This window comes from Achromobacter insolitus, assembly GCF_002209555.1.
GTDB lineage: Bacteria > Pseudomonadota > Gammaproteobacteria > Burkholderiales > Burkholderiaceae_B > Achromobacter > Achromobacter insolitus.
In genome coordinates, this window is record NZ_NJIF01000001.1 from 526,107 (window position 1) to 544,503 (window position 18,397).

Here is an 18,397-nt window from a genome sequence, read left to right on the forward strand (position 1 = left end):
CCATGACGCCGGCTCCCGCCAGCCTGCCGGGCCGCGCCGCGCGGGCGCTGGGCATCCCGCCGCAGGAACTGGCGCCGGCCGCCTGCGGCTTCGCCTTTTTCTTCTTCCTGTTCTGCGGCTATTTCATGCTGCGCCCGATACGCGAGACGATGGGCATCCAGGCGGGCGTCGACCAGTTGCAATGGCTGTTCACCGCGACCTTCGTCGCCATGCTCGCCGTGGTGCCGCTATTCGGCTGGTTATCGGCGCGCGTGCCGCGTGCCATGCTGGTGACCTGGGTCTATGCCGCCTTCGCCCTCAGCATGGCGGGCTTCGCCGTCTTGCTCCACCTTCGGCCCGGCAGCGTCTGGGCGGCGCGCAGCTTCTACGTCTGGCTGTCGGTCTTCAACCTGTTCGTCGTATCCATCGCCTGGAGCCTGATGGCCGACGTGTTCCGCCTGGATTCCGCCAAGCGCCTGTTTGCCTTGATCGCGGCGGGAGCCAGTGCAGGCGGGCTGGCCGGCCCGCTTGTGGGCGGCTTGCTGGCGGGCGCCCTGGGGCCCGCCGGCCTGCTGCTTCTGTCCGCCCTGCTGTTGGCAGCCACGCTCCCTCTCAAGCGCTGGCTGTTGCGCTGGCGCGCGGCCAACCGCGAGGACCCGGCCCCGGACGACATACGGCAGCCGATAGAAGGCTCGATCCTCGCGGGCATCTCGCGCATCTTCCAGTCCCCTTATCTGCTGGGAATTTCGCTGCTGGTGATCCTGCTGGCCACGCTCAACACGTTTCTCTACATGGAACAGGCGCGCCTGGTGGCGCATGCTTTTCCCGACACGGCCCAGCGCATCCGCGTCTTCAGCGCGCTGGACTTTACGGTGCAGGCGCTGTCGCTGCTATCGCAGATATTCATCACCGGCCGGGTGGCCACCCGCCTGGGACTGCGCTTCCTGCTGACCGCCGTGCCCTTGACGATGACGATCGCCTTCCTGGCGCTGGCGGCCTTCCCCGTCTTCGGCGTGCTGGCGGCCGCCATGATCGTGCGCCGCGTTGGCGAATATGCGCTGATCCGGCCGGGGCGCGAAATGCTGTTTACCGCGGTTCCGCCCGAAGACAAGTACAAGACCAAGAATGTCATCGACACCGTGGTCTACCGCGCGGGCGACGCGGCCAGCGGCTGGGTCAAGGCGGGCGTGGACATGCTGGGGCACGGCGTGGTCCTGATCGCCATGCTGGGCGCCGCATGCGCCCTGGCGGCGGCGGCGGTGGGCCATGGGCTGGGCCGGACCGCGGACCGGCGCAATGCCGAAGGATCTTAGATTTTCCTGAATATCCATATCACTAAGGCAAACGTATTCCTTGGGTGGCGACCGCACAATGGCGCAGCTTTCAATGCCTGGGGAAACGTCATGAAACGCATCGCCTGTTTTGCCGCCCTGTTGCTCAGCCTGGCCGCGCCCGCCGCGCTGGCCGCCTATCCTGAACGCGCCATTACGCTCATCGTGCCTGCGGCGGCCGGCGGCAACGCCGACATCACGGCACGCCTGGTGGGCCAGGAAATGAGCCGGCAGCTCGGCCAGCCCATCGTGGTGGAAAACCGCGTGGGCGCGGGCGGCCGCATCGGCACCCAGGCCGTGGCACGCGCGCCCGCCGACGGCTACACCATCGGCTACGCCCACGTCGGCACGCTGGTGCTGCACCGTTTCCTGTTCAAGCAGCAGCTCTACGACCTGGACCGCGACATCGCGCCCATCGGTCTGGTCGCCGAAACGCCCAATGTCATCGTGGTGAATGCGTCCTCGCCCTATCGAGACCTGAAGGGCTTCATCGATGCCAGCCGCGCGCAACCGGAGCGCCTGACGATGACGTCTGCCGACCCCGGCACCACCAGCGAGGTGGGCGTCAAGCTCTTCATTGCCCAGACCGGCGCCGCCGTGCGCCAGATTCCTTACAAGGCCACCGCCGCGCAACTGTCCGACCTGCTGGGCGGCCACGTCGATTCCATGATGGAAAACCTGCCTCCATTGATCGGCAACCTGAAAGACGGCCGCCTGCGCGCGCTGGCGGTCACCACCAGGACCCGCGCCGCCTCCAATCCGGACGTGCCCACCGTAGCGGAACAAGGCTATCCCGACTATGAGCAATCCGCCTGGAGCGCACTGATCGCGCCCGCAGGCACCCCGCCCGAGGTCATCGCCCGGCTGAACGCGGCCATGAATGCGGCGTTGCGCTCGGACAATGTCAGCAAGGAATTGCGCAGCCGCTCCCAGGAACCGCTGGGCGGCACGCCGCAGGAAGTACAGAACCAGATACGCAAGGAGCTGCCCAAATGGGAAGGCATCATCAAAGCCGCCGGCACGACGCTGGACTAAGCCGGCAGGTGTCACGCGCAGGAGTTCCCGCATGGCCACGGTAAGCCGCGAGGACTTTTCCTGCGCCGCCGCCACCAACGCGTCGGCCTACCGGCGCGTCACCATCCCGATGCTGCGGATCGAGGCGGGGCCAGGCCCCGCCGTCGCCTTGATGGCGGGCGTGCATGGCGACGAATGGGAAGGCCAGGCTGCCATCCTGGACCTGTGGCGCCACCTGCCCGGCATCCTGCGGCGCGGCACGGTGTATCTGCTGCCGGCGGTCAATGCGGAAGCGTCGCTGGCGGGCACACGCCTGTCGCCCTCGGACGACGGCAACCTCAACCGTGCTTTCCTGGGAGCCCCGGCGCGCGGCTACACGGAAAGCGTGGCGGCCGCGCTGGAAGCCCGCCTGCTGCCCCGCATACAGGCGCTGGTGGACGTGCACAGCGGCGGCGCGTCGCTGCGCTACCTGCCCTCATCGGTGATCACGCGCTACGGCAACGATGCCTATGATGAACGCCTGCCTGCCCTAGCACGCGCGTTCGGCCTGCCCGATTGCGTGTTCTTCCGCGGCACGGAAGCTGGCTCGATGCCCGCCGCCGCCAGCCGCCACGGCGTGCTGCGGCTCAGCGCCGAAATCGGCGGCGGCCGCGAAACCAGCCAGGCGCTGGTGGATCGCTGCCGAGACGGCCTTTTGGGCTGCCTGGGCGAGCTGGGCCTCTTGCCCGACCGCCCTGCCGTCAGCACTCCCGAAGTCCGCCTCTACGATCTGGACGCTGCCGCCGCCACCTTGCGCGCCAGCGAGGCTGGCGTGTTCGTACCCGCCGTCGAACTGGGCCAGATCGTAAGCGCGCGCCAGCGTATCGGCCAATTGATAGAACCCGCCCGCCCCGACTCTCCCGCGCGCGCCCTGACCAGTCCGCAGGCGGGCACCGTCGTCTGCCTGCGTTCGATTGCCCGCAGCGACGATGGCGATTGCCTGCTGCAGGTCGCGCCCGCCCTTCCCCTCGACACTCTTGCTTCAAAGTACTGAGACATGCAGATGAACCCCAGTTTGTCCGGCCTGCGCTGCATCCGCTGCGCCAGCCTGTGGCCCCCCGCCGATTACCCCGAAGGCTGCCCCAGTTGCCTGGAAGCCGGCCATCCCGCCAGCCTGGAATGCCTTTACGAATCCTCCGCGGCGCAAACCATGCCCGTGCCGGTGCTGGGCGCCGTCACCCTGGGCGAAGGCGACACCCCCTGCCTGGACGCGCCCGCGCTGGCGCAAGCCGAGGGTGTGGGCCAGCTTTGGCTGAAATGCGAAAGCGCCAATCCGACCGGCAGCCACAAGGACCGCATGGCAGCGCAGCTTGTGTCGCGCGCCCGCCTGGCCGGCGCCACGCGCGTGGCGGCCGCCTCCAGCGGCAATGCCGGCGTCTCGCTGGCGGCATACTGCGCCGCCGCCCGGCTGGAGGCCGACATCGCCATCACCAGTAACTGCCCTCCCTTGCAGCGGGAAGCCATGCAACGCTTTGGCGCCAGGTTGACCGCGTTCGAAGACAGCCTGAGCCGCTGGCCCCATGTGGAAGACCTGTGCCGCAATCATGGCGCCTTCGCCGGCACCAATTACCTGAATCCGCCCGTGGGCACGCATCCCTACGGCGTGGAAGGCTACAAGCCGATCGCCCTGGAACTGCTGGAGACTTGCGGCTTGCCCACCGACATCGTCGTGCCCACCGCGCGCGGCGATCTGCTGTGGGGGATATTCCTGGGGTGGCAGCATCTGCTGCAAAGCGGGCGCATTGCGCGCCTGCCCCGGCTTCATGCGGTGGAACCCTATGCCCGCCTGTCGCGCGCCCGCGCCACCGGCGACGCGCGCAAGATCTGGGACGGCGTGACGGACCAATACTCGATCGCGGGCGGCACCAGCACGCTGCAATCGCTGGAAGCCCTGTCGCGTTCCGGCGGCACGCCCGTGGAAGTATCGGACGCCGCAGCCGCTCAAGCGCAGCAGCGGCTGGAACGCATGGGCCTGGCCACCGAACTGTCCTCGGCGGCGGCGCTGGCTGCCGTCTCCCGGCTGCGGCGTTCAGGTCTGCTGGATGCCGAATCGTCCGTCGTGCTGATCGTGACCTCGGACGGACGTCGGGGTTGACGCGCGCGTAGCCGCCTGCAGCGCGCTAGACGCCGAAGCTGTCCGTCAGTGGCGCCAGCGCGCCGCGCAGGCAAGTAGCCCAGAACTTGCCCGCTTCGGACAAGGGGCGGCTGCCGTGCAGGATCATGTGGCATTCAAAATGCACGGGCGCCGCCAGCGGGCGATAGCACAGGCCCGCGGGCGCCATGCCCACCGCCGTGGCCGGATTGGCGATGCCCACCCCGTGTCCCGCCAGCGCGAGCTGGCACACGGTGCTGGAGTATGGCGTTTCGATGGCGATCTTCAGGCTCTGCCCGGCCTGCGCCAGCAGCGCGTCCAGGCGCTTGCGCGACCCGTCCTCTGCGTTCAGCGCGATCACGTCGGCGTCCGCGAGGTGCGAGAAATCCACTTGTTCCAGCCGCGCCAACGGATGGCCCTTCGGAAAGACCACCACGGCGCGCAGGCTGGCCAGCCGGTGGCCTCGCAACCCTTCAAGTTCGGACTCGTCGGCCACTGCGGCCAGGTCCAGTTCGCCCGACACCACCATGTCGCGCAAGGTGTTGGAATCCCGGATCTGCAGATAAAGCCCGGTATCGGGATAACGTTCACGGAAACGCGCGATGGTGTCGCTGATCACCGCACCGCTATACGCATGGATGCAGCCGATGCGCAGCCGCGGCTGCGCCGCGCCGCGAATCGCGCGGATCTTGCGGCCCAGGCTTTCCAGCCCGACATTCAGCCGGCGGATTTCCTCATACAGCAGAGTCGCTTCGGGCGTGCGCTGCATGCGCTGGCGCACGCGTTCGAACAGGCGCAGCTCGATGCTTGCTTCAAGCGCAGCGAGAGTAGCGCTGACGGTGGCCGGCGACACGTCCAGCCGCCGGGCGGCGGCTGTGACGCTTTCCGTTTCATAGACGGTGCGGAAGGTCTCGACCTGTTTTAGCGTGAAGGTCATGGCCGCGGCGCAATGCGCTCAGATGCGTTGCAGATCCAGCAACACACGCCGGGTCGACAAGGGACGACCCGCCAGGATTTCGGCCAGCCGTTCGCGCAGGTCGCGGCGCAGGGCGGGCTCGATCACCGGGTCGTCGAAATCAGGGGCTGCCTCATCCACGCCATAGCCCGTCTCGCGCAGCAGCGTCCATTCGAAGCGCCGCAGAGCGCCAGCGGCGCGCGTGCCGCCGGACAATTGCTGCAAGGCGAAATCGTAGGCGTCGAACAACAAGGGATGGGCATCTTCGCGAGGCAGCAGGCGCAATAGCAATTCGTTCATGTACCAGGCCGACATCAGCGCGGTGCCCGTCAGCGGCCGGATACCGGCGATCTCGGCGCGCGTCAAGGTCTTGACCTCGCCGTTTCCGGTCCATGACAGCAGCAGCGGCTGGAACGCGGACAGCACCGGGCGCAGGACGGAATACGGGCGCTTGGCGCCCTTGGCGACCATGGCTACGCAGCCGTGGTCGCGGGAGAAAGTCTGAACGATAAGGGAAGTCTCACGCCACGCGGTGGCGTGCAGCATGTATCCGGGGCGATCCTGGACGCGGGGCGCCCGTCTACTCATAACCCAGATCGCGGAGCGCACCCTCGCGGTCGGACCAACCCTTGCGCACCTTGATGTAGACCTCCAGGTGCACCGGTTTGTCCAGCAGCTTGGCAATGTCCTGCCGCGCCTCCGTGGCGATGCGCTTCATGTGCATGCCGCCCGTGCCCAACAGGATGGGCTTGTGGCTGTCGCGTTCGACCACCACGCAGGCATTGATGCTGGCGCCCTTGTTGGTTTCTTCCCATTGCTCGATGACGACGGTACAGCCATAGGGCAGCTCGTCGCCCACCAGGCGGAAGATCTTCTCGCGCACCAGCTCGGCGGCGATGAAGCGCATGGGACGGTCGGTCAGCGTGTCTTCCTCGAACATCGGCTCGCCTTCCGGCAGGCGCGACGCGATTTCTTCCAACAGCTGGTCCAATTGCTGGTTCTTGGTGGCGCTGACGGGGACCACGGCGCCGAACGGATGCAGCGCCATGATCTTGGACACGAAGGCGAACAGGTCGTCGCGGTTCTTCAGTGCGTCGATCTTGGAGACCACCAGGATGGTGCGCTCAGGCGCCGGCAGCAGCGGCAGCAGCTTGGCATCGCCCTCCGACCATTTGCCGGCCTCCACCACGTGGACCACCACGTCCACGTCGGCCAGGGCCTGCGTGACCACGCGGTTCATCATGCGGTTCATCGCGCCGCCGTGGCGGGTCTGGAAACCGGGAGTGTCCACGAAGACGAATTGCTCGTGCTCGCGCGTCAGCACACCGTGAATGCGGTGGCGCGTGGTCTGCGCCTTGCGCGACACGATGGAAATCTTGGAACCGATCAGGGCATTCGTCAGGGTGGACTTGCCCACATTGGGGCGGCCCACGATGGCGACGAAGCCGGTACGAAAAGGGGTATCGCTCATTTAGTCTCTTGAGCCACTGCCACGGGCAGCGACAATTGCGCGGTTTTGCGCGCCTTGCCCGACTTGCGGGCAGCCTTGGTCGCCGGGCTGACGGCCAATGCGGCCTCCAGCGCCAGCTTGGCCGCCGACTGCTCGGCGGCGCGGCGGCTGGCGCCGGGCGCCATCACCTTGATCTCGAGCGCCGGAATGGCGCATTCGACTTCGAACTGCTGGCTGTGGGCCGCGCCATGCGTGGCCACCACCGTGTACACCGGCAGCGCCAGTTTGCGGCCCTGCAGGAATTCCTGCAGCAAGGTCTTGGCATCCTTGCCCAGGGTCTTGGGATCGACGGAGGCCAGCACCGGCTGGTACTGGCGCACGATCACGCGACGGGCGGCATCGAAACCCGCGTCCAGGAAGACGGCGCCGAACAGCGCTTCGACCGTGTCCGCCAGGATGGAAGGACGGCGGAAACCGCCGCTCTTCAGCTCGCCTTCGCCCAGGCGCAAGTACTGCGACAACTCCAGCCGCTGCGCAATATCCGCCAGCGACGCCTGTTTGACCAGGTTTGCCCGCAGGCGCGACAGATCGCCTTCGTCGATTTTCGAATAGCGCTCGAACAGCATTGCGGCAACGACGAAGTTCAGCACGGAATCCCCCAGGAATTCCAGCCGCTCGTTGTGGCGCGCGCCGTGGCTGCGATGCGTCAGCGCCTGTTCGAGCAATGCCGGATCACTGAAGTGGTGATCCAGGCGGTTTTCTAGCGTGGCTAGCGACATGATCAGTTGAACCGGCCGATACGGCTGAGATCGCTGAAATTCATCCAGATGAAGAACGCGCGGCCGACGATATTGGATTCCGGAACGAAGCCCCAATATCGGCTGTCGGCGCTGTTATCCCGATTATCGCCCATGGCGAAAAACTGCCCTTCGGGTACTTTGCAGCGTACCCCATTACGGCTGTATTGGCAGTTCTGCCGGTTGGGAAATTGCCACATCGGTGCGTATTCCTGCGGTTTTCCCTCATCCAGCAGGATTTTGTGCTCAACTTCGCCCAATTTCTCTTTAAATTGCGCGATATACGAAACGCGATCCGGCTCGAAATAATCGCCGTCGCGCACATGCGGCACCAATTCGCCGTTGATGTAGAGCTTTTTGTCCAGGTAGGCGACCTCATCGCCCGGCAGGCCGACCACGCGCTTGATGTAGTCGACGTCCGGATCCACGGGGTAGCGGAACACGAACACGTCTCCGCGCTGCGGCTTGCCCACGTCGATGATCTTCTTGTCGATGACCGGCAGGCGCAGTCCATAGCTGAACTTGTTCACGAGGATCAAGTCGCCCGACTGCAGGGTCGGCAGCATGGAGCCCGAAGGGATGCGGAACGGCTCGACCACGAACGAGCGCAGCATGAACACGAACAGGATGACGGGGAAGAAGCTGACGGCGTATTCGATCCACCACGGCACACGGCGCGCGGCGTCGCCGGCTTCGCGCCGCAAACGCTCGGCTTCCTGCGCATCGCCGACCAGGGCAGCATCATACTGCGCCATCGCCGCCTGGGCCCGGCGTTCGCGGCCCTTGCGCAGCACTGCCAGATCAAGCACCCAGATAATGCCGGTCAATACCAGCAAAACAAAAAGAATCAGGGCAAAGTTCCAACTCATCAGCTAACCGCCTTCTTTGGGTTCTATTTGTCTTCCACTTGCAGGATGGCGAGGAACGCCTCCTGCGGAATTTCCACGCTACCCACCTGCTTCATGCGCTTCTTGCCGGCCTTCTGCTTTTCAAGCAGCTTCTTCTTGCGCGAGATATCGCCGCCATAGCACTTGGCCAGCACGTTCTTGCGCAGCGCCTTGACGTTCTCGCGCGCGATGATTTCGGCGCCGATGGCGGCCTGGATGACCACATCGAACATCTGGCGCGGGATCAGGCCGCGCATGCGCGTGACCACGTCGCGCGCGCGGTGACGGGCGTTGCTGCGGTGAACGATGACGGCCAGCGCATCGACGCGGTCGTTGTTGATCAGCAGGTCCACGCGCACCACGTCGGCCGAACGGTACTCCAGGAACTCGTAGTCCATCGAAGCGTAGCCGCGAGAAACCGACTTCAGCTTGTCGAAGAAGTCCAGCACGATCTCGGCCAGCGGAATCTCGTACACCAGGTGCACCTGGCGGCCGTGGTAGCTCATGTTGACCTGCACGCCGCGCTTGTTATTGCACAGCGTCATGACAGGACCCACGTAGTCCTGCGGCATGAAAAGCGTGACCTTCACGATGGGTTCGCGGATGTCTGCGATCTTGCCGATTTCCGGCATGCGCGACGGGCTTTCCACCGTGATCACGGAGCCGTCGCGCTGTTCGACCTCGTACACCACCGACGGCGCGGTGGTGATGATGTCCATGTCGAATTCGCGCTCCAGGCGCTCCTGCACGATTTCCATGTGCAGCAGGCCCAGGAAGCCGCAACGGAAGCCGAAGCCCAGCGCCTGCGACACTTCCGGCTCGAACATCAGGGCGGCGTCGTTCAACTTGAGCTTTTCGAGCGAATCGCGCAGCTGGTCGTACTCGGAGCTTTCCACGGGATACAGGCCCGCGAACACCTGCGGCTTCACTTCCTTGAAGCCAGGCAGCGGCTGGGCTGCGGGCTTGTTGGCCAGGGTGACGGTATCGCCCACCTTGGCGTCTTCTAGCTGCTTGATGCCGGCGATGATGAAGCCCACTTCGCCCGCAGACAGATGCGGACGCTGTTGCGACTTCGGCGTGAACACGCCGGTCTGCTCGCACAGGTGGGTGGCGCCCGAAGCCATCAGCAGGATCTTGTCCTTGGGCTTGAGCACGCCGTTGATGATGCGCACCAGCATCACCACGCCCACGTAATTGTCGAACCACGAGTCGATGATCAGCGCTTGCAACGGTGCGTCCGGATCGCCCTTGGGCGCGGGCACGCGCGCAACGATGGATTCCAGGATCTCATCGATGCCCATGCCGGTCTTGGCGCTGGCCAGCACCGCTTCAGAGGCGTCGATGCCGATCACATCCTCGACTTCCTGGCGGGCGCCATCAGGATCGGCCTGGGGCAGATCCATCTTGTTCAGCACGGGCAGGACTTCCACGCCCAGCTCGATCGCGGTGTAGCAGTTGGCCACGGTCTGAGCCTCGACGCCCTGCGAGGCATCCACAACCAGCAGCGCGCCTTCGCAGGCCGAAAGCGAACGGCTGACTTCATATGAGAAGTCCACGTGCCCCGGGGTGTCGATCAGGTTCAGGTTGTAGATCTTGCCGTCCTGCGCCTTGTAATGCAGAGCCGCAGTCTGCGCCTTGATGGTAATGCCGCGCTCGCGCTCGATTTCCATGGAATCGAGGACCTGCGCCGACATCTCGCGATCCGCCAATCCGCCGCAGCGCTGAATCAGGCGATCGGCCAGGGTCGATTTGCCGTGATCGATGTGGGCAATGATGGAGAAGTTGCGAATATGCTGCATGCTTGAAGTTATAAGGGACGGAACACTCGGCACGGAGCCGGAAGACACCGCCGCCGGAGTACGCACGGCTGACGAGGAGGGTGCCAACGGGCCTGGCCCGGGCAAAACAAGGGGGCGCCATGCGCCCCCTCTTGCGGCAACCAGGCATTTTAGCCGGTCTTGGACCTTTTTTGCCGACGGGACCGTCCTGAGGCAAAAAGGCGCCACGCCCCGGTGGGGTATAACCCGCCGCGCAGGGGCGTGGCGTTGAGCGAATTTACTTTGAAGCTGGCACGGCCACCCATTGCGTCTGGTCACCGCGGCGTACCAACAATCCGGCGGCGCGGCCCTTGTCCAGCTTGGCCACCAGGTCGCCGAATTGCTTGGCGCCAGTGACGTCGGTGTCGTTCAGGGCCAACACAATATCGCCTTCCTGCAGGCCGGCCTTGGCGGCAGCCCCTTCGGCGACCTTCACCTGGACGCCTCCCTTGATGCGCAGCTTCTTCTGCACGTCGGCCGGCACGTCAATCACGCCCAGGCCCAGCGCGTTGGTGACTTCCGGCGCCGGTGTCGCGCCCTTCTTGTTGGCGCTCGCCGCCTTCTCCGTCGGGATTTCACCCACCTTGACCGACAGCGTCACATTCTTGCCCTTGCGCCACACTTCCATGTCGGCGCGCGTGCCCGGCTTGGTTTCACCCACAATGCGCGGCAGATCGGACCAGCGCTTGATGGGCTCGCCGTTGAACTTCAGGATGACGTCACCGGGCTGCACCCCCGCCTGCTCGGCGGGACCGTCGGCTTCCACGCTGCTGACCAGCGCGCCTTCGGCCTTGGGCAGGCCGATGGCTTCCGCCACATCCTTGCCTACTTCGCCGATCTGCACGCCGACACGGCCGCGAGTGACTTTGCCCGTGGCGCGCAACTGGTCCACCACGCGCATGGCTTCGTCGATCGGGATGGCCAGCGAAATACCCATGAAGCCGCCGCTGCGCGAGATGATCTGGGAGTTGATGCCCACGACCTCGCCTTCCAGGTTGATCAGCGGGCCGCCCGAGTTGCCCGGGTTGACCGCCACATCGGTCTGGATAAAGGGCAGGTATTCACCGGTGTCGCGGCCGATGGCGCTGACGATGCCGGAGGTCACGGTGGAATCCAGGCCGAACGGCGAACCGATGGCCAGCACCCACTGCCCTTTCTTGAGCTTCTTGGGGTCGCCGATGACCAGCGGCGTCATGTCTTTGGCTTCGATCTTGATCAGCGCCACGTCCGTGCGCTCGTCCGTGCCGATGACCTTGGCCTTGAACTCGCGGCCGTCGGTAAGCGTCACGTAAATGTCCGTCGCATCCACCACCACGTGGTTATTGGTCAGGATGTAGCCGTCAGCCGAAATGAAAAAGCCGGAACCCACGCCGCGAGGCACGGTGCGCTCTTCGGGCTGGGAAGGCTGGGGACGCTGGCGCGGCGACGGGCCGGGTTGGCCCGGAGGCTGGAATTCAGGACCGAAGAACCAGCGGAACAATTCGTAAGGGTCGCTGCCGCCGCCGGGCCCCATGCCGCGCACCGGCACGGTGGCCGTGGTGCGGATGTTCACGACTGCGGGGTCGGCCTTCTCAACAATGCTGGTGAAATCGGGCAGCGTTACCGCCGGCGCCTGGGCCACCGCGGCGGGCACGTAGGCGGCGGACATCATGACGCTGGCCGCGGCCGCCACCAGAAAGCGCCGGAAAACTGCATTCGACACTGTCATTGCTTTCATAAGTGTTACTCCGAAATTGCTGCTTGCCGCGCCCGGCCGATCACTTGGATTCGGCCGCGGGCGCCGCTGCCGCAGGCGCGGCGGGCACATATTCAGTGGATTGCGCAAGCTGCTCCAGCGTCGCGACGGGCACTTCGCCCACGGCCGTGAGCCAGAAATCAGCAATGCGGGTGCCGTATACCGTGATCGCCCCGCGCTGCGCCGCACCGTGGGGAGGGCGGTGGCCGCGCTGGCTGTCGTAGGGCTCGATGAATACGGAAATGGCCGCCAGTCCGTCTGACAATACCATCTGATTGACCGTTACACCCCGCCCCATCGAACGCGCGACCTGCATGACGGCCTTGAATCCCTTGGGCGCCGGGATGCGCCACCCCTGGGCGGCCAGATCCACCGGCTTCATCGAAGGCTCTAGCACCTTCCAGTCGCGCGTGCTCCAACGCGACGTCAGCAACTGGGGATCGACTTCCGAGCCCAGCCGCAGTGAGGTGAACGACACCTGCTCGACCACACCGCGTGCGGCATTGAGGGTCTGGGCCTTGAGCAGCAGATTGGTCTCGACGTCGGCGCACAGCCGGTAACCATAGCGCAGCTTGTCCAGCGGTTCGATCGTGATCAGGCGGCACTCACGTCCGGCCACACGATGCAGGGCAGACTCGGCACGGATCTTGTAGTGCTCGGACAGGTTGGCGGCATCTCCCAGCAACAAGCCCGGGAAGCGGTCGCCGCGGCGGCGCTCCAGCAGCACGGTCTTGCGTTCGGGAATCAGGCACTGCACGTCTTCGTTGTGGCGGAGGTATTCGCGGGGCTGGCCGTCGAGGATTTCCAGGCGTTCGCGCTCGCCGGTGCCATCCATGACGTGCACGAGGCGCGAAGACTGGATCGTCTCGCCCTGCTGATACATGAAGACGCCCGCATAGTCCTGCTTGCGGGCGGCTTGTTGGATACGGGTCAGCAATTGGACCACGTCATCCGTGGCGGCGGGAGCGGCATCGGCGGCGCGCGCGGGTTCGTGCGCGGCCAGGAAAGCGGTCAGGAGCGTTGCGGCAAACCAGCCGGCGCGGTGGGCCTGCAGCGTGGCGGCCCGACCCAGCACCGGCCAACGCGATGGAAGCACCAGCGCCATCAGCGCCCCACCCCGGTGTCAAAGGACACCTGGCGCACGGCGCTGGGGCCGGCCATCTGGCGATGGGCCTCCAGATAGTCGCGCAGGCCGGAGTCGTCCGCAGCCGACGCCGGCGTACTGGCATCGGCCAGCACGCGCACTTCGGTGGCCGGCTCGCCGGTCAGGTAAGGCTGCGCCACCCAGGCAACCGTTGCAACCGCCGCGGCCACCGCCAGGCCCGACAGCCCGACGCGCAAAGGCGAACGGCGCCGAGGCGCCGCCACAATGGGTAATTCCGCGTCCAGCGCCCGTGCCAGGCGGGCCTGAAAGGCCGCGCTGGGGGTCAGCGCCAGATCGGCGTTGCGCAGGGAATCACCGATCAAATGATAGGTGTCCCAGGTCTCGCGCCCCTCGCGGGACAACAAGCCGGGAAATATGTCGTCGGATTCTTCTCCGTCCATCCAGGCGGAAACCGATTCCTCCCAGGAGGACTCGGCGATCACGACGGATTTGGCTGCTGTTTGCATGACTGCCACTCCTTACCAGCGACGCTCGGCATCGGTGCCTAGCAATGGACGCAACTTGATGGCGATGGCTTCGCGCGCACGAAAAATGCGGGAACGCACCGTACCGATCGGGCAATCCATGCTCTGGGCGATGTCTTCGTAACTCATACCTTCGATTTCCCGCAGGACAATTGCGGTACGCAACTCTTCCGGCAATTCCTCAATGGCCGCATTCACCGTCTCGGCGATTTCGCGGCTGGCAACCATGGATTCCGGCGTGCTTATATCGGTTAGGTTGTCGGTTTCGTTAAAAGTTTCACCGTCTTCCGTTTCTATCGCATTGGGCGCGCTGGGACGCCGACCCTGCGAGGCCAGCCAGTTACGCGCCGTATTGATGGCGATCCGATACAACCAGGTGTAGAAGGCGCTTTCCCCCCGGAACTGGGGCAAGGCCCGGTAAGCCTTGATAAAGGCCTCCTGGGCCACGTCCTCGATTTCCGAGGGGTCCCGGATCATGCGGGCCAATAGACGGAGAATCTTGCGCTGGTACTTGAGCACCAGCAGATCGAAGGCCTTTTTGTCGCCCCGCTGGACGCGCGCGACAAGCTCAGCGTCGACTTCGCGCTCGCTCATGACGCCTCCCGCAGGGTGGCCGCCGGACGGGCGGGCCGCGCCGCGCCCGCCAGCAGGCACAGGCGCCGCCAGGATTCGGGTCGCAACGTCCGCTGCCAGACGGTGAGGGTGATTGTGCTATTGGTAAAGGCCGTACTCCCGGTGGGCAAGGGCTGCAACGTGAGCGTCAGCCAGCCAAGACCGCGCTGGCCTTGCAACAGCCTCGCGTCCTGCCAGCCTTGCGGCAGGCGCACCTGCCAGCGCCCAGCCCCGGCGGCCGCACGTAATGCAGATACCGGGGACAGGCTGCTCCGTGCCGAGTGTAACAGCCCGGCCAGCACGAGCAGGAGCGCAACCAGCGCGCTCGCCACCCATGCCATGCCGTGCCAGTACGCTGCCGTCACCACGCAGGCCCCTGCCGAGACCAGCGCCAAGCCAAAAAGCGCCGTGGCGCTTCCTGGCCGTCGGACAGGCACGCGAAACGCCCAGCGTCCCCCGAGCGGCTCTTCCAAATCAGACCCGGCGAACGGCCATCGAGCCGTTGGTGCCGCCGAAGCCGAACGAGTTGGACAGGCCTACCTCGATCTTCATCTGCCGCGCCTCGTTGGCGCAGTAATCCAGATCGCATTCCGGATCTTGATTGAAGATGTTGATCGTGGGCGGCGACACCTGGTTGTAGACGGCCAGGGTCGTAAACACCGCCTCGATGCCACCGGCCGCGCCGAGCAGGTGCCCGGTCATGGACTTGGTCGAGTTGACCACCAGCTTCTTGGCGTGATCGCCAAAAGCCAGCTTCAAGGCATCGGTTTCGTTCTTGTCGCCCAGGGGCGTCGAGGTGCCGTGAGCGTTGACATACTGGACGTCTTCCAGGTTCAGGCCGCCGTTGCGCAGCGCATTCACGATGCCACGACGCGGACCGTCCTTGTCGGGAGCCGTGATGTGGTGCGCGTCCGAGCTCATGCCATAGCCGGCAAATTCACCATAGATGCGCGCGCCGCGCTTCTTGGCGTGCTCGTACTCTTCCAGCACCAGTACACCCGCGCCCTCGCCCAGCACGAAGCCGTCGCGGTCGCGGTCCCAGGGACGCGATGCCGTCTGAGGATCGTCATTGCGGGTCGACAAAGCGCGCATGGCGGCAAAACCGCCGATGCCAAGCGGCGACACGGTCGATTCCGCTCCGCCGGCTACCATCACGTCGGCATCGCCGTACTCGATCAGGCGGGCGGCATCGCCAATGCAATGCAGGCCGGTGGTGCAAGCCGACACGACGGCGTAGCTCGGCCCCTTCATGCCATAGGCGATGGACAAGTGCCCCGAGATCAGGTTGATCAGCGAACCCGGCACGAAGAACGGCGAAATGCGACGCGGCCCCTTGGACAGGTATTCGACCTGCGTTTCCTCGATGCGCGGCAAGCCGCCGATGCCGGAGCCCACGATCACGCCGATGCGTTCCGCGTTGGCTTCGGTAACTTCCAGGCCGCTGTCACGCCATGCCTGCATCCCTGCTGCCAGGCCGTAATGGATGAAGGTATCCATCTGGCGGGCTTCCTTGGCCGAGATATAGGTGCTGATGTCGAAGTCTTTGACTTCGCCAGCAATATGCGTGGTGATGGCCGAGGGATCGAAACGGGTGATGCGGCTGATGCCAGAACGTCCGTTGACGATATTGTCCCAAGCGGTGGTCAAGTCGTTCCCGACGGGAGAAACGATACCCAGGCCAGTGATGACGACACGTCGCTTCACGGATGACTCCTCAAACAGACAAAAGAAAGGCGGTTTTCGGGATGCGCTGCACGTGCGGCCCACGCGAAAGCGGGTCGGGCATTACAACGCCCTTCCCGCACGCGGACCACACGGCAAATTCCTGAAACCGCCCCGATTTCCCGGTTGGCCCCGACTTGCGTCGCGAGGCAACCAGAAGGGTAAAAGCCCAGCTTACTGCTTGCCGTGCGAATTGATGTAGTCAATCGCTTGTTGCACGGTCGTGATCTTTTCGGCCTCTTCGTCGGGGATCTCGGTCTCGAATTCGTCTTCGAGAGCCATGACCAGTTCGACCATGTCGAGCGAATCGGCACCGAGGTCGTCAAGGAAGGAGGATTCGTTCTTGATCTCGGCTTCGTTGACGCCAAGTTGTTCAGCGACGATCTTCTTGACGCGCTGTTCGATGCTTTCCATGCAGATCTCCAATTGGGAAAAATCCCGCGAATTATAGCCAAGCGCTGAGATTTGCGACGCCTGGCCGTGACAAAAATAACACCGCGCACTTGATCTGTCGCCGGGAATGGCGCAGGAAACCGGTGTGCGGCGTTTCCGGTTGAATCTCGCGTTGCCTGGCCGGTTGTCCGGCGGCGGCACGGCAGCCTGGGCCGCCTACGCGCGATCCGTGATTTATTGCATGTACATCCCGCCGTTGACGTGCAGGGTCGTGCCGGTAATGTAACCCGCCTGCGGCCCGGACAAAAACGCCACTGCGTGGGCGATGTCCGCGGGCGAACCCAGGCGGCCGAGCGGAATCTGCTGCAGCAGGGCCGCAGTTTGATTTTCGCCCAGCGCGCGCGTCATGTCGGTATCGATGAAACCCGGTGCGACGCAGTTCACGGTGATGTTGCGGCTGCCCAGCTCGCGCGCCAGGGCGCGGGACATGCCTGCCACGCCAGCCTTGGCGGCCGCGTAGTTGGCCTGGCCGGGATTGCCGCTGGAACCCACCACCGACGTAACGTTGATGATGCGTCCCCAGCGAGCCTTCATCATGTTGCGCAATACGGCGCGCGACAGACGGAAAACCGAAGCCAGGTTGGTGTCGATGACAGCCGACCAGTCGTCGTCCTTCATGCGCATTGCGAGCGTATCACGGGTAATGCCGGCGTTATTGACGAGGATGTGCGGACCGCCGCCTTCCTTGCCCAGCGTGTCGATCAGCGCGTCGCATGCAGCGGCGTCGGTCACGTCCAGCACCACGCCGCGGCCGCCGAACGGGGCCAGCGCTTCGGTGATGGCGGCAGCGCCCGATTCGGACGTGGCGGTGCCGACGACCGTGGCGCCGCGCGCGGCCAGTTCCTGCGCGATGGCGCGGCCGATGCCGCGCGTGGCGCCGGTCACCAGCGCGATCTTGCCCTGCAGTTCGATCGAGGTGTTGTCCATGTTCTTAATTTCCGTTGACGGCGGCCAACGCTGCTTCAAGCGAAGCAGGATCGGTAATGGCCATGCCCGTGAGTTCGGGGTCGATGCGCTTGGTCAAGCCGGCCAGCACCTTGCCGGGACCGCATTCGATGACGTGCGTGACGCCCTGCGCTTTCATCGCGCGCAAGGTTTCAACCCAGCGCACAGGATGCCATGCCTGGCGCACCAGCGCATCCCGGATTGCCCCGGGGTCTGCGGGCGAAGCCACATCGACGTTGTTGATCACTTGCACCTGCGGCGCGGACACGGCCACGCCAGCCAACGCGCCAGCCAGCACTTCGGCGGCGGGCTTGAGCAGGCTGGAGTGGAACGGCGCGGATACCGGCAGCAGCAGCGCCCGCTTGGCGCCCGCGGCCTTGGCGGCCTCGCAGGCGCGCTCGACAGCAGCCTTGTGGCCGGCGATCACGACTTGAGCAGGCGCGTTGAAATTCACGGCCTCGACGACCTCGCCCTGAGCGGCGGCCTCGCAGGCAGCGCGCACGGCATCGTCGTCCAAGCCCAGGATGGCGGCCATCGCGCCCGTGCCCACCGGCACGGCGGCCTGCATCGCATCGGCGCGCACGCGCACCAGGCGCACGGCGTCTTCAAGCGCGAGCGAACCCGCTGCCGTCAGCGCGGAATACTCGCCCAGGCTGTGACCGGCCACGACATCGGGCTTGCGGCCGCCCGCGGCACACCAGGCCTCATACATCGCGACAGCGGCGGTCAGCATGGCGGGCTGCGTATTGGTGGTCAGGTTGAGTTGTTCCGCGGGACCTTGCGCAATCAGCGCGCCCAGGTCCTGCCCAAGCGCCTGTGAGGCCCGCGCCACGGTGTCCGTGACGGCCGCAACGCCAGACCAGGCGTCCAGCATGCCGACAGCTTGGGAACCTTGGCCAGGAAAGACAAAAGCGATTTTCATGATTGACCGTATGGATTG

Annotated in this window: 19 protein-coding genes; 4 read left to right on the plus strand and 15 right to left on the minus strand. The window is 65.3% G+C overall.

Annotation, left to right across the window (positions count from 1 at the left end):
* The first annotated feature begins 2 nt into the window (after positions 1-2).
* From CEY08_RS02320 to CEY08_RS02335, 4 genes are all read left to right on the plus strand, one after another.
* Entirely contained in the window at positions 3-1,292 is a 1,290-nt protein-coding gene (locus CEY08_RS02320; protein WP_042796836.1) for an NTP/NDP exchange transporter, read from the plus strand.
* A 90-nt stretch (positions 1,293-1,382) separates the two neighbouring features.
* Positions 1,383-2,345 (plus strand): Bug family tripartite tricarboxylate transporter substrate binding protein, encoded by a 963-nt coding sequence (locus CEY08_RS02325; protein ID WP_076815802.1) that lies wholly within the window; start codon positions 1,383-1,385, stop codon positions 2,343-2,345.
* A 31-nt stretch (positions 2,346-2,376) separates the two neighbouring features.
* Positions 2,377-3,357, plus strand: coding sequence for a M14 family metallopeptidase (locus CEY08_RS02330; RefSeq protein WP_042792400.1), 981 nt, complete (start codon positions 2,377-2,379; stop codon positions 3,355-3,357).
* 3 nt (positions 3,358-3,360) lie between these two features.
* Positions 3,361-4,458 carry a pyridoxal-phosphate dependent enzyme gene (locus CEY08_RS02335; RefSeq protein ID WP_063641994.1) on the plus strand — a complete coding sequence of 366 codons (1,098 nt, stop codon included), beginning with the start codon at positions 3,361-3,363 and terminating at the stop codon, positions 4,456-4,458.
* A 25-nt stretch (positions 4,459-4,483) separates the two neighbouring features.
* On the opposite strand, the gene CEY08_RS02340 is transcribed toward CEY08_RS02335, so the two are convergent.
* The 15 genes from CEY08_RS02340 to fabD all read right to left on the minus strand — a co-directional run bounded on the left by CEY08_RS02340 (position 4,484) and on the right by fabD (position 18,379).
* Complete coding sequence (locus tag CEY08_RS02340) at positions 4,484-5,392, minus strand: LysR family transcriptional regulator (RefSeq protein WP_063641997.1); 909 nt, start codon at positions 5,390-5,392, stop codon at positions 4,484-4,486.
* A gap of 18 nt (positions 5,393-5,410) precedes the next feature.
* A complete protein-coding gene (gene recO / locus CEY08_RS02345; protein ID WP_063641998.1) occupies positions 5,411-5,998 on the minus strand; it encodes a DNA repair protein RecO in 588 nt (195 codons plus the stop codon).
* Positions 5,991-6,881 carry a GTPase Era gene (era, locus tag CEY08_RS02350; protein ID WP_063641999.1) on the minus strand — a complete coding sequence of 297 codons (891 nt, stop codon included), beginning with the start codon at positions 6,879-6,881 and terminating at the stop codon, positions 5,991-5,993. The genes recO and era overlap by 8 nt, the downstream gene beginning before the upstream one ends.
* Entirely contained in the window at positions 6,878-7,639 is a 762-nt protein-coding gene (rnc, locus tag CEY08_RS02355) for a ribonuclease III (RefSeq protein ID WP_042792396.1), read from the minus strand. The genes era and rnc overlap by 4 nt, the downstream gene beginning before the upstream one ends.
* A 2-nt stretch (positions 7,640-7,641) precedes the next feature.
* Positions 7,642-8,526, minus strand: coding sequence for a signal peptidase I (gene lepB / locus CEY08_RS02360; RefSeq protein WP_042792395.1), 885 nt, complete (start codon positions 8,524-8,526; stop codon positions 7,642-7,644).
* A gap of 23 nt (positions 8,527-8,549) precedes the next feature.
* The gene (lepA, locus tag CEY08_RS02365; protein ID WP_063642000.1) at positions 8,550-10,343 is read right to left on the minus strand and encodes a translation elongation factor 4; all 1,794 of its coding nucleotides are present in this window, start codon (positions 10,341-10,343) and stop codon (positions 8,550-8,552) included.
* A gap of 256 nt (positions 10,344-10,599) precedes the next feature.
* On the minus strand, positions 10,600-12,012 hold the full coding sequence (locus CEY08_RS02370; protein ID WP_372341558.1) for a DegQ family serine endoprotease: 1,413 nt from the start codon (positions 12,010-12,012) through the stop codon (positions 10,600-10,602).
* 106 nt (positions 12,013-12,118) lie between these two features.
* Positions 12,119-13,201, minus strand: coding sequence for a MucB/RseB C-terminal domain-containing protein (locus CEY08_RS02375; RefSeq protein ID WP_063642002.1), 1,083 nt, complete (start codon positions 13,199-13,201; stop codon positions 12,119-12,121).
* On the minus strand, positions 13,201-13,707 hold the full coding sequence (locus CEY08_RS02380) for a sigma-E factor negative regulatory protein (protein WP_063642003.1): 507 nt from the start codon (positions 13,705-13,707) through the stop codon (positions 13,201-13,203). The genes CEY08_RS02375 and CEY08_RS02380 overlap by 1 nt, the downstream gene beginning before the upstream one ends.
* A gap of 12 nt (positions 13,708-13,719) precedes the next feature.
* Positions 13,720-14,319: an RNA polymerase sigma factor RpoE gene (rpoE, locus tag CEY08_RS02385; RefSeq protein WP_063642004.1), complete on the minus strand. Its 600-nt coding sequence runs from the start codon at positions 14,317-14,319 to the stop codon at positions 13,720-13,722.
* Positions 14,316-14,732, minus strand: coding sequence for a hypothetical protein (locus tag CEY08_RS02390; protein ID WP_243759346.1), 417 nt, complete (start codon positions 14,730-14,732; stop codon positions 14,316-14,318). The genes rpoE and CEY08_RS02390 overlap by 4 nt, the downstream gene beginning before the upstream one ends.
* Positions 14,733-14,811: 79 nt before the next feature.
* Positions 14,812-16,041 (minus strand): beta-ketoacyl-ACP synthase II, encoded by a 1,230-nt coding sequence (fabF, locus tag CEY08_RS02395; protein WP_042792392.1) that lies wholly within the window; start codon positions 16,039-16,041, stop codon positions 14,812-14,814.
* 192 nt (positions 16,042-16,233) lie between these two features.
* The gene (acpP, locus tag CEY08_RS02400) at positions 16,234-16,473 is read right to left on the minus strand and encodes an acyl carrier protein (protein WP_003813816.1); all 240 of its coding nucleotides are present in this window, start codon (positions 16,471-16,473) and stop codon (positions 16,234-16,236) included.
* A 213-nt stretch (positions 16,474-16,686) separates the two neighbouring features.
* A complete protein-coding gene (fabG, locus tag CEY08_RS02405) occupies positions 16,687-17,439 on the minus strand; it encodes a 3-oxoacyl-ACP reductase FabG (RefSeq protein ID WP_042792391.1) in 753 nt (250 codons plus the stop codon).
* Between the two features lie 4 nt (positions 17,440-17,443).
* On the minus strand, positions 17,444-18,379 hold the full coding sequence (fabD, locus tag CEY08_RS02410; RefSeq protein ID WP_042792390.1) for an ACP S-malonyltransferase: 936 nt from the start codon (positions 18,377-18,379) through the stop codon (positions 17,444-17,446).
* Between the last annotated feature and the right edge of the window lie 18 nt (positions 18,380-18,397).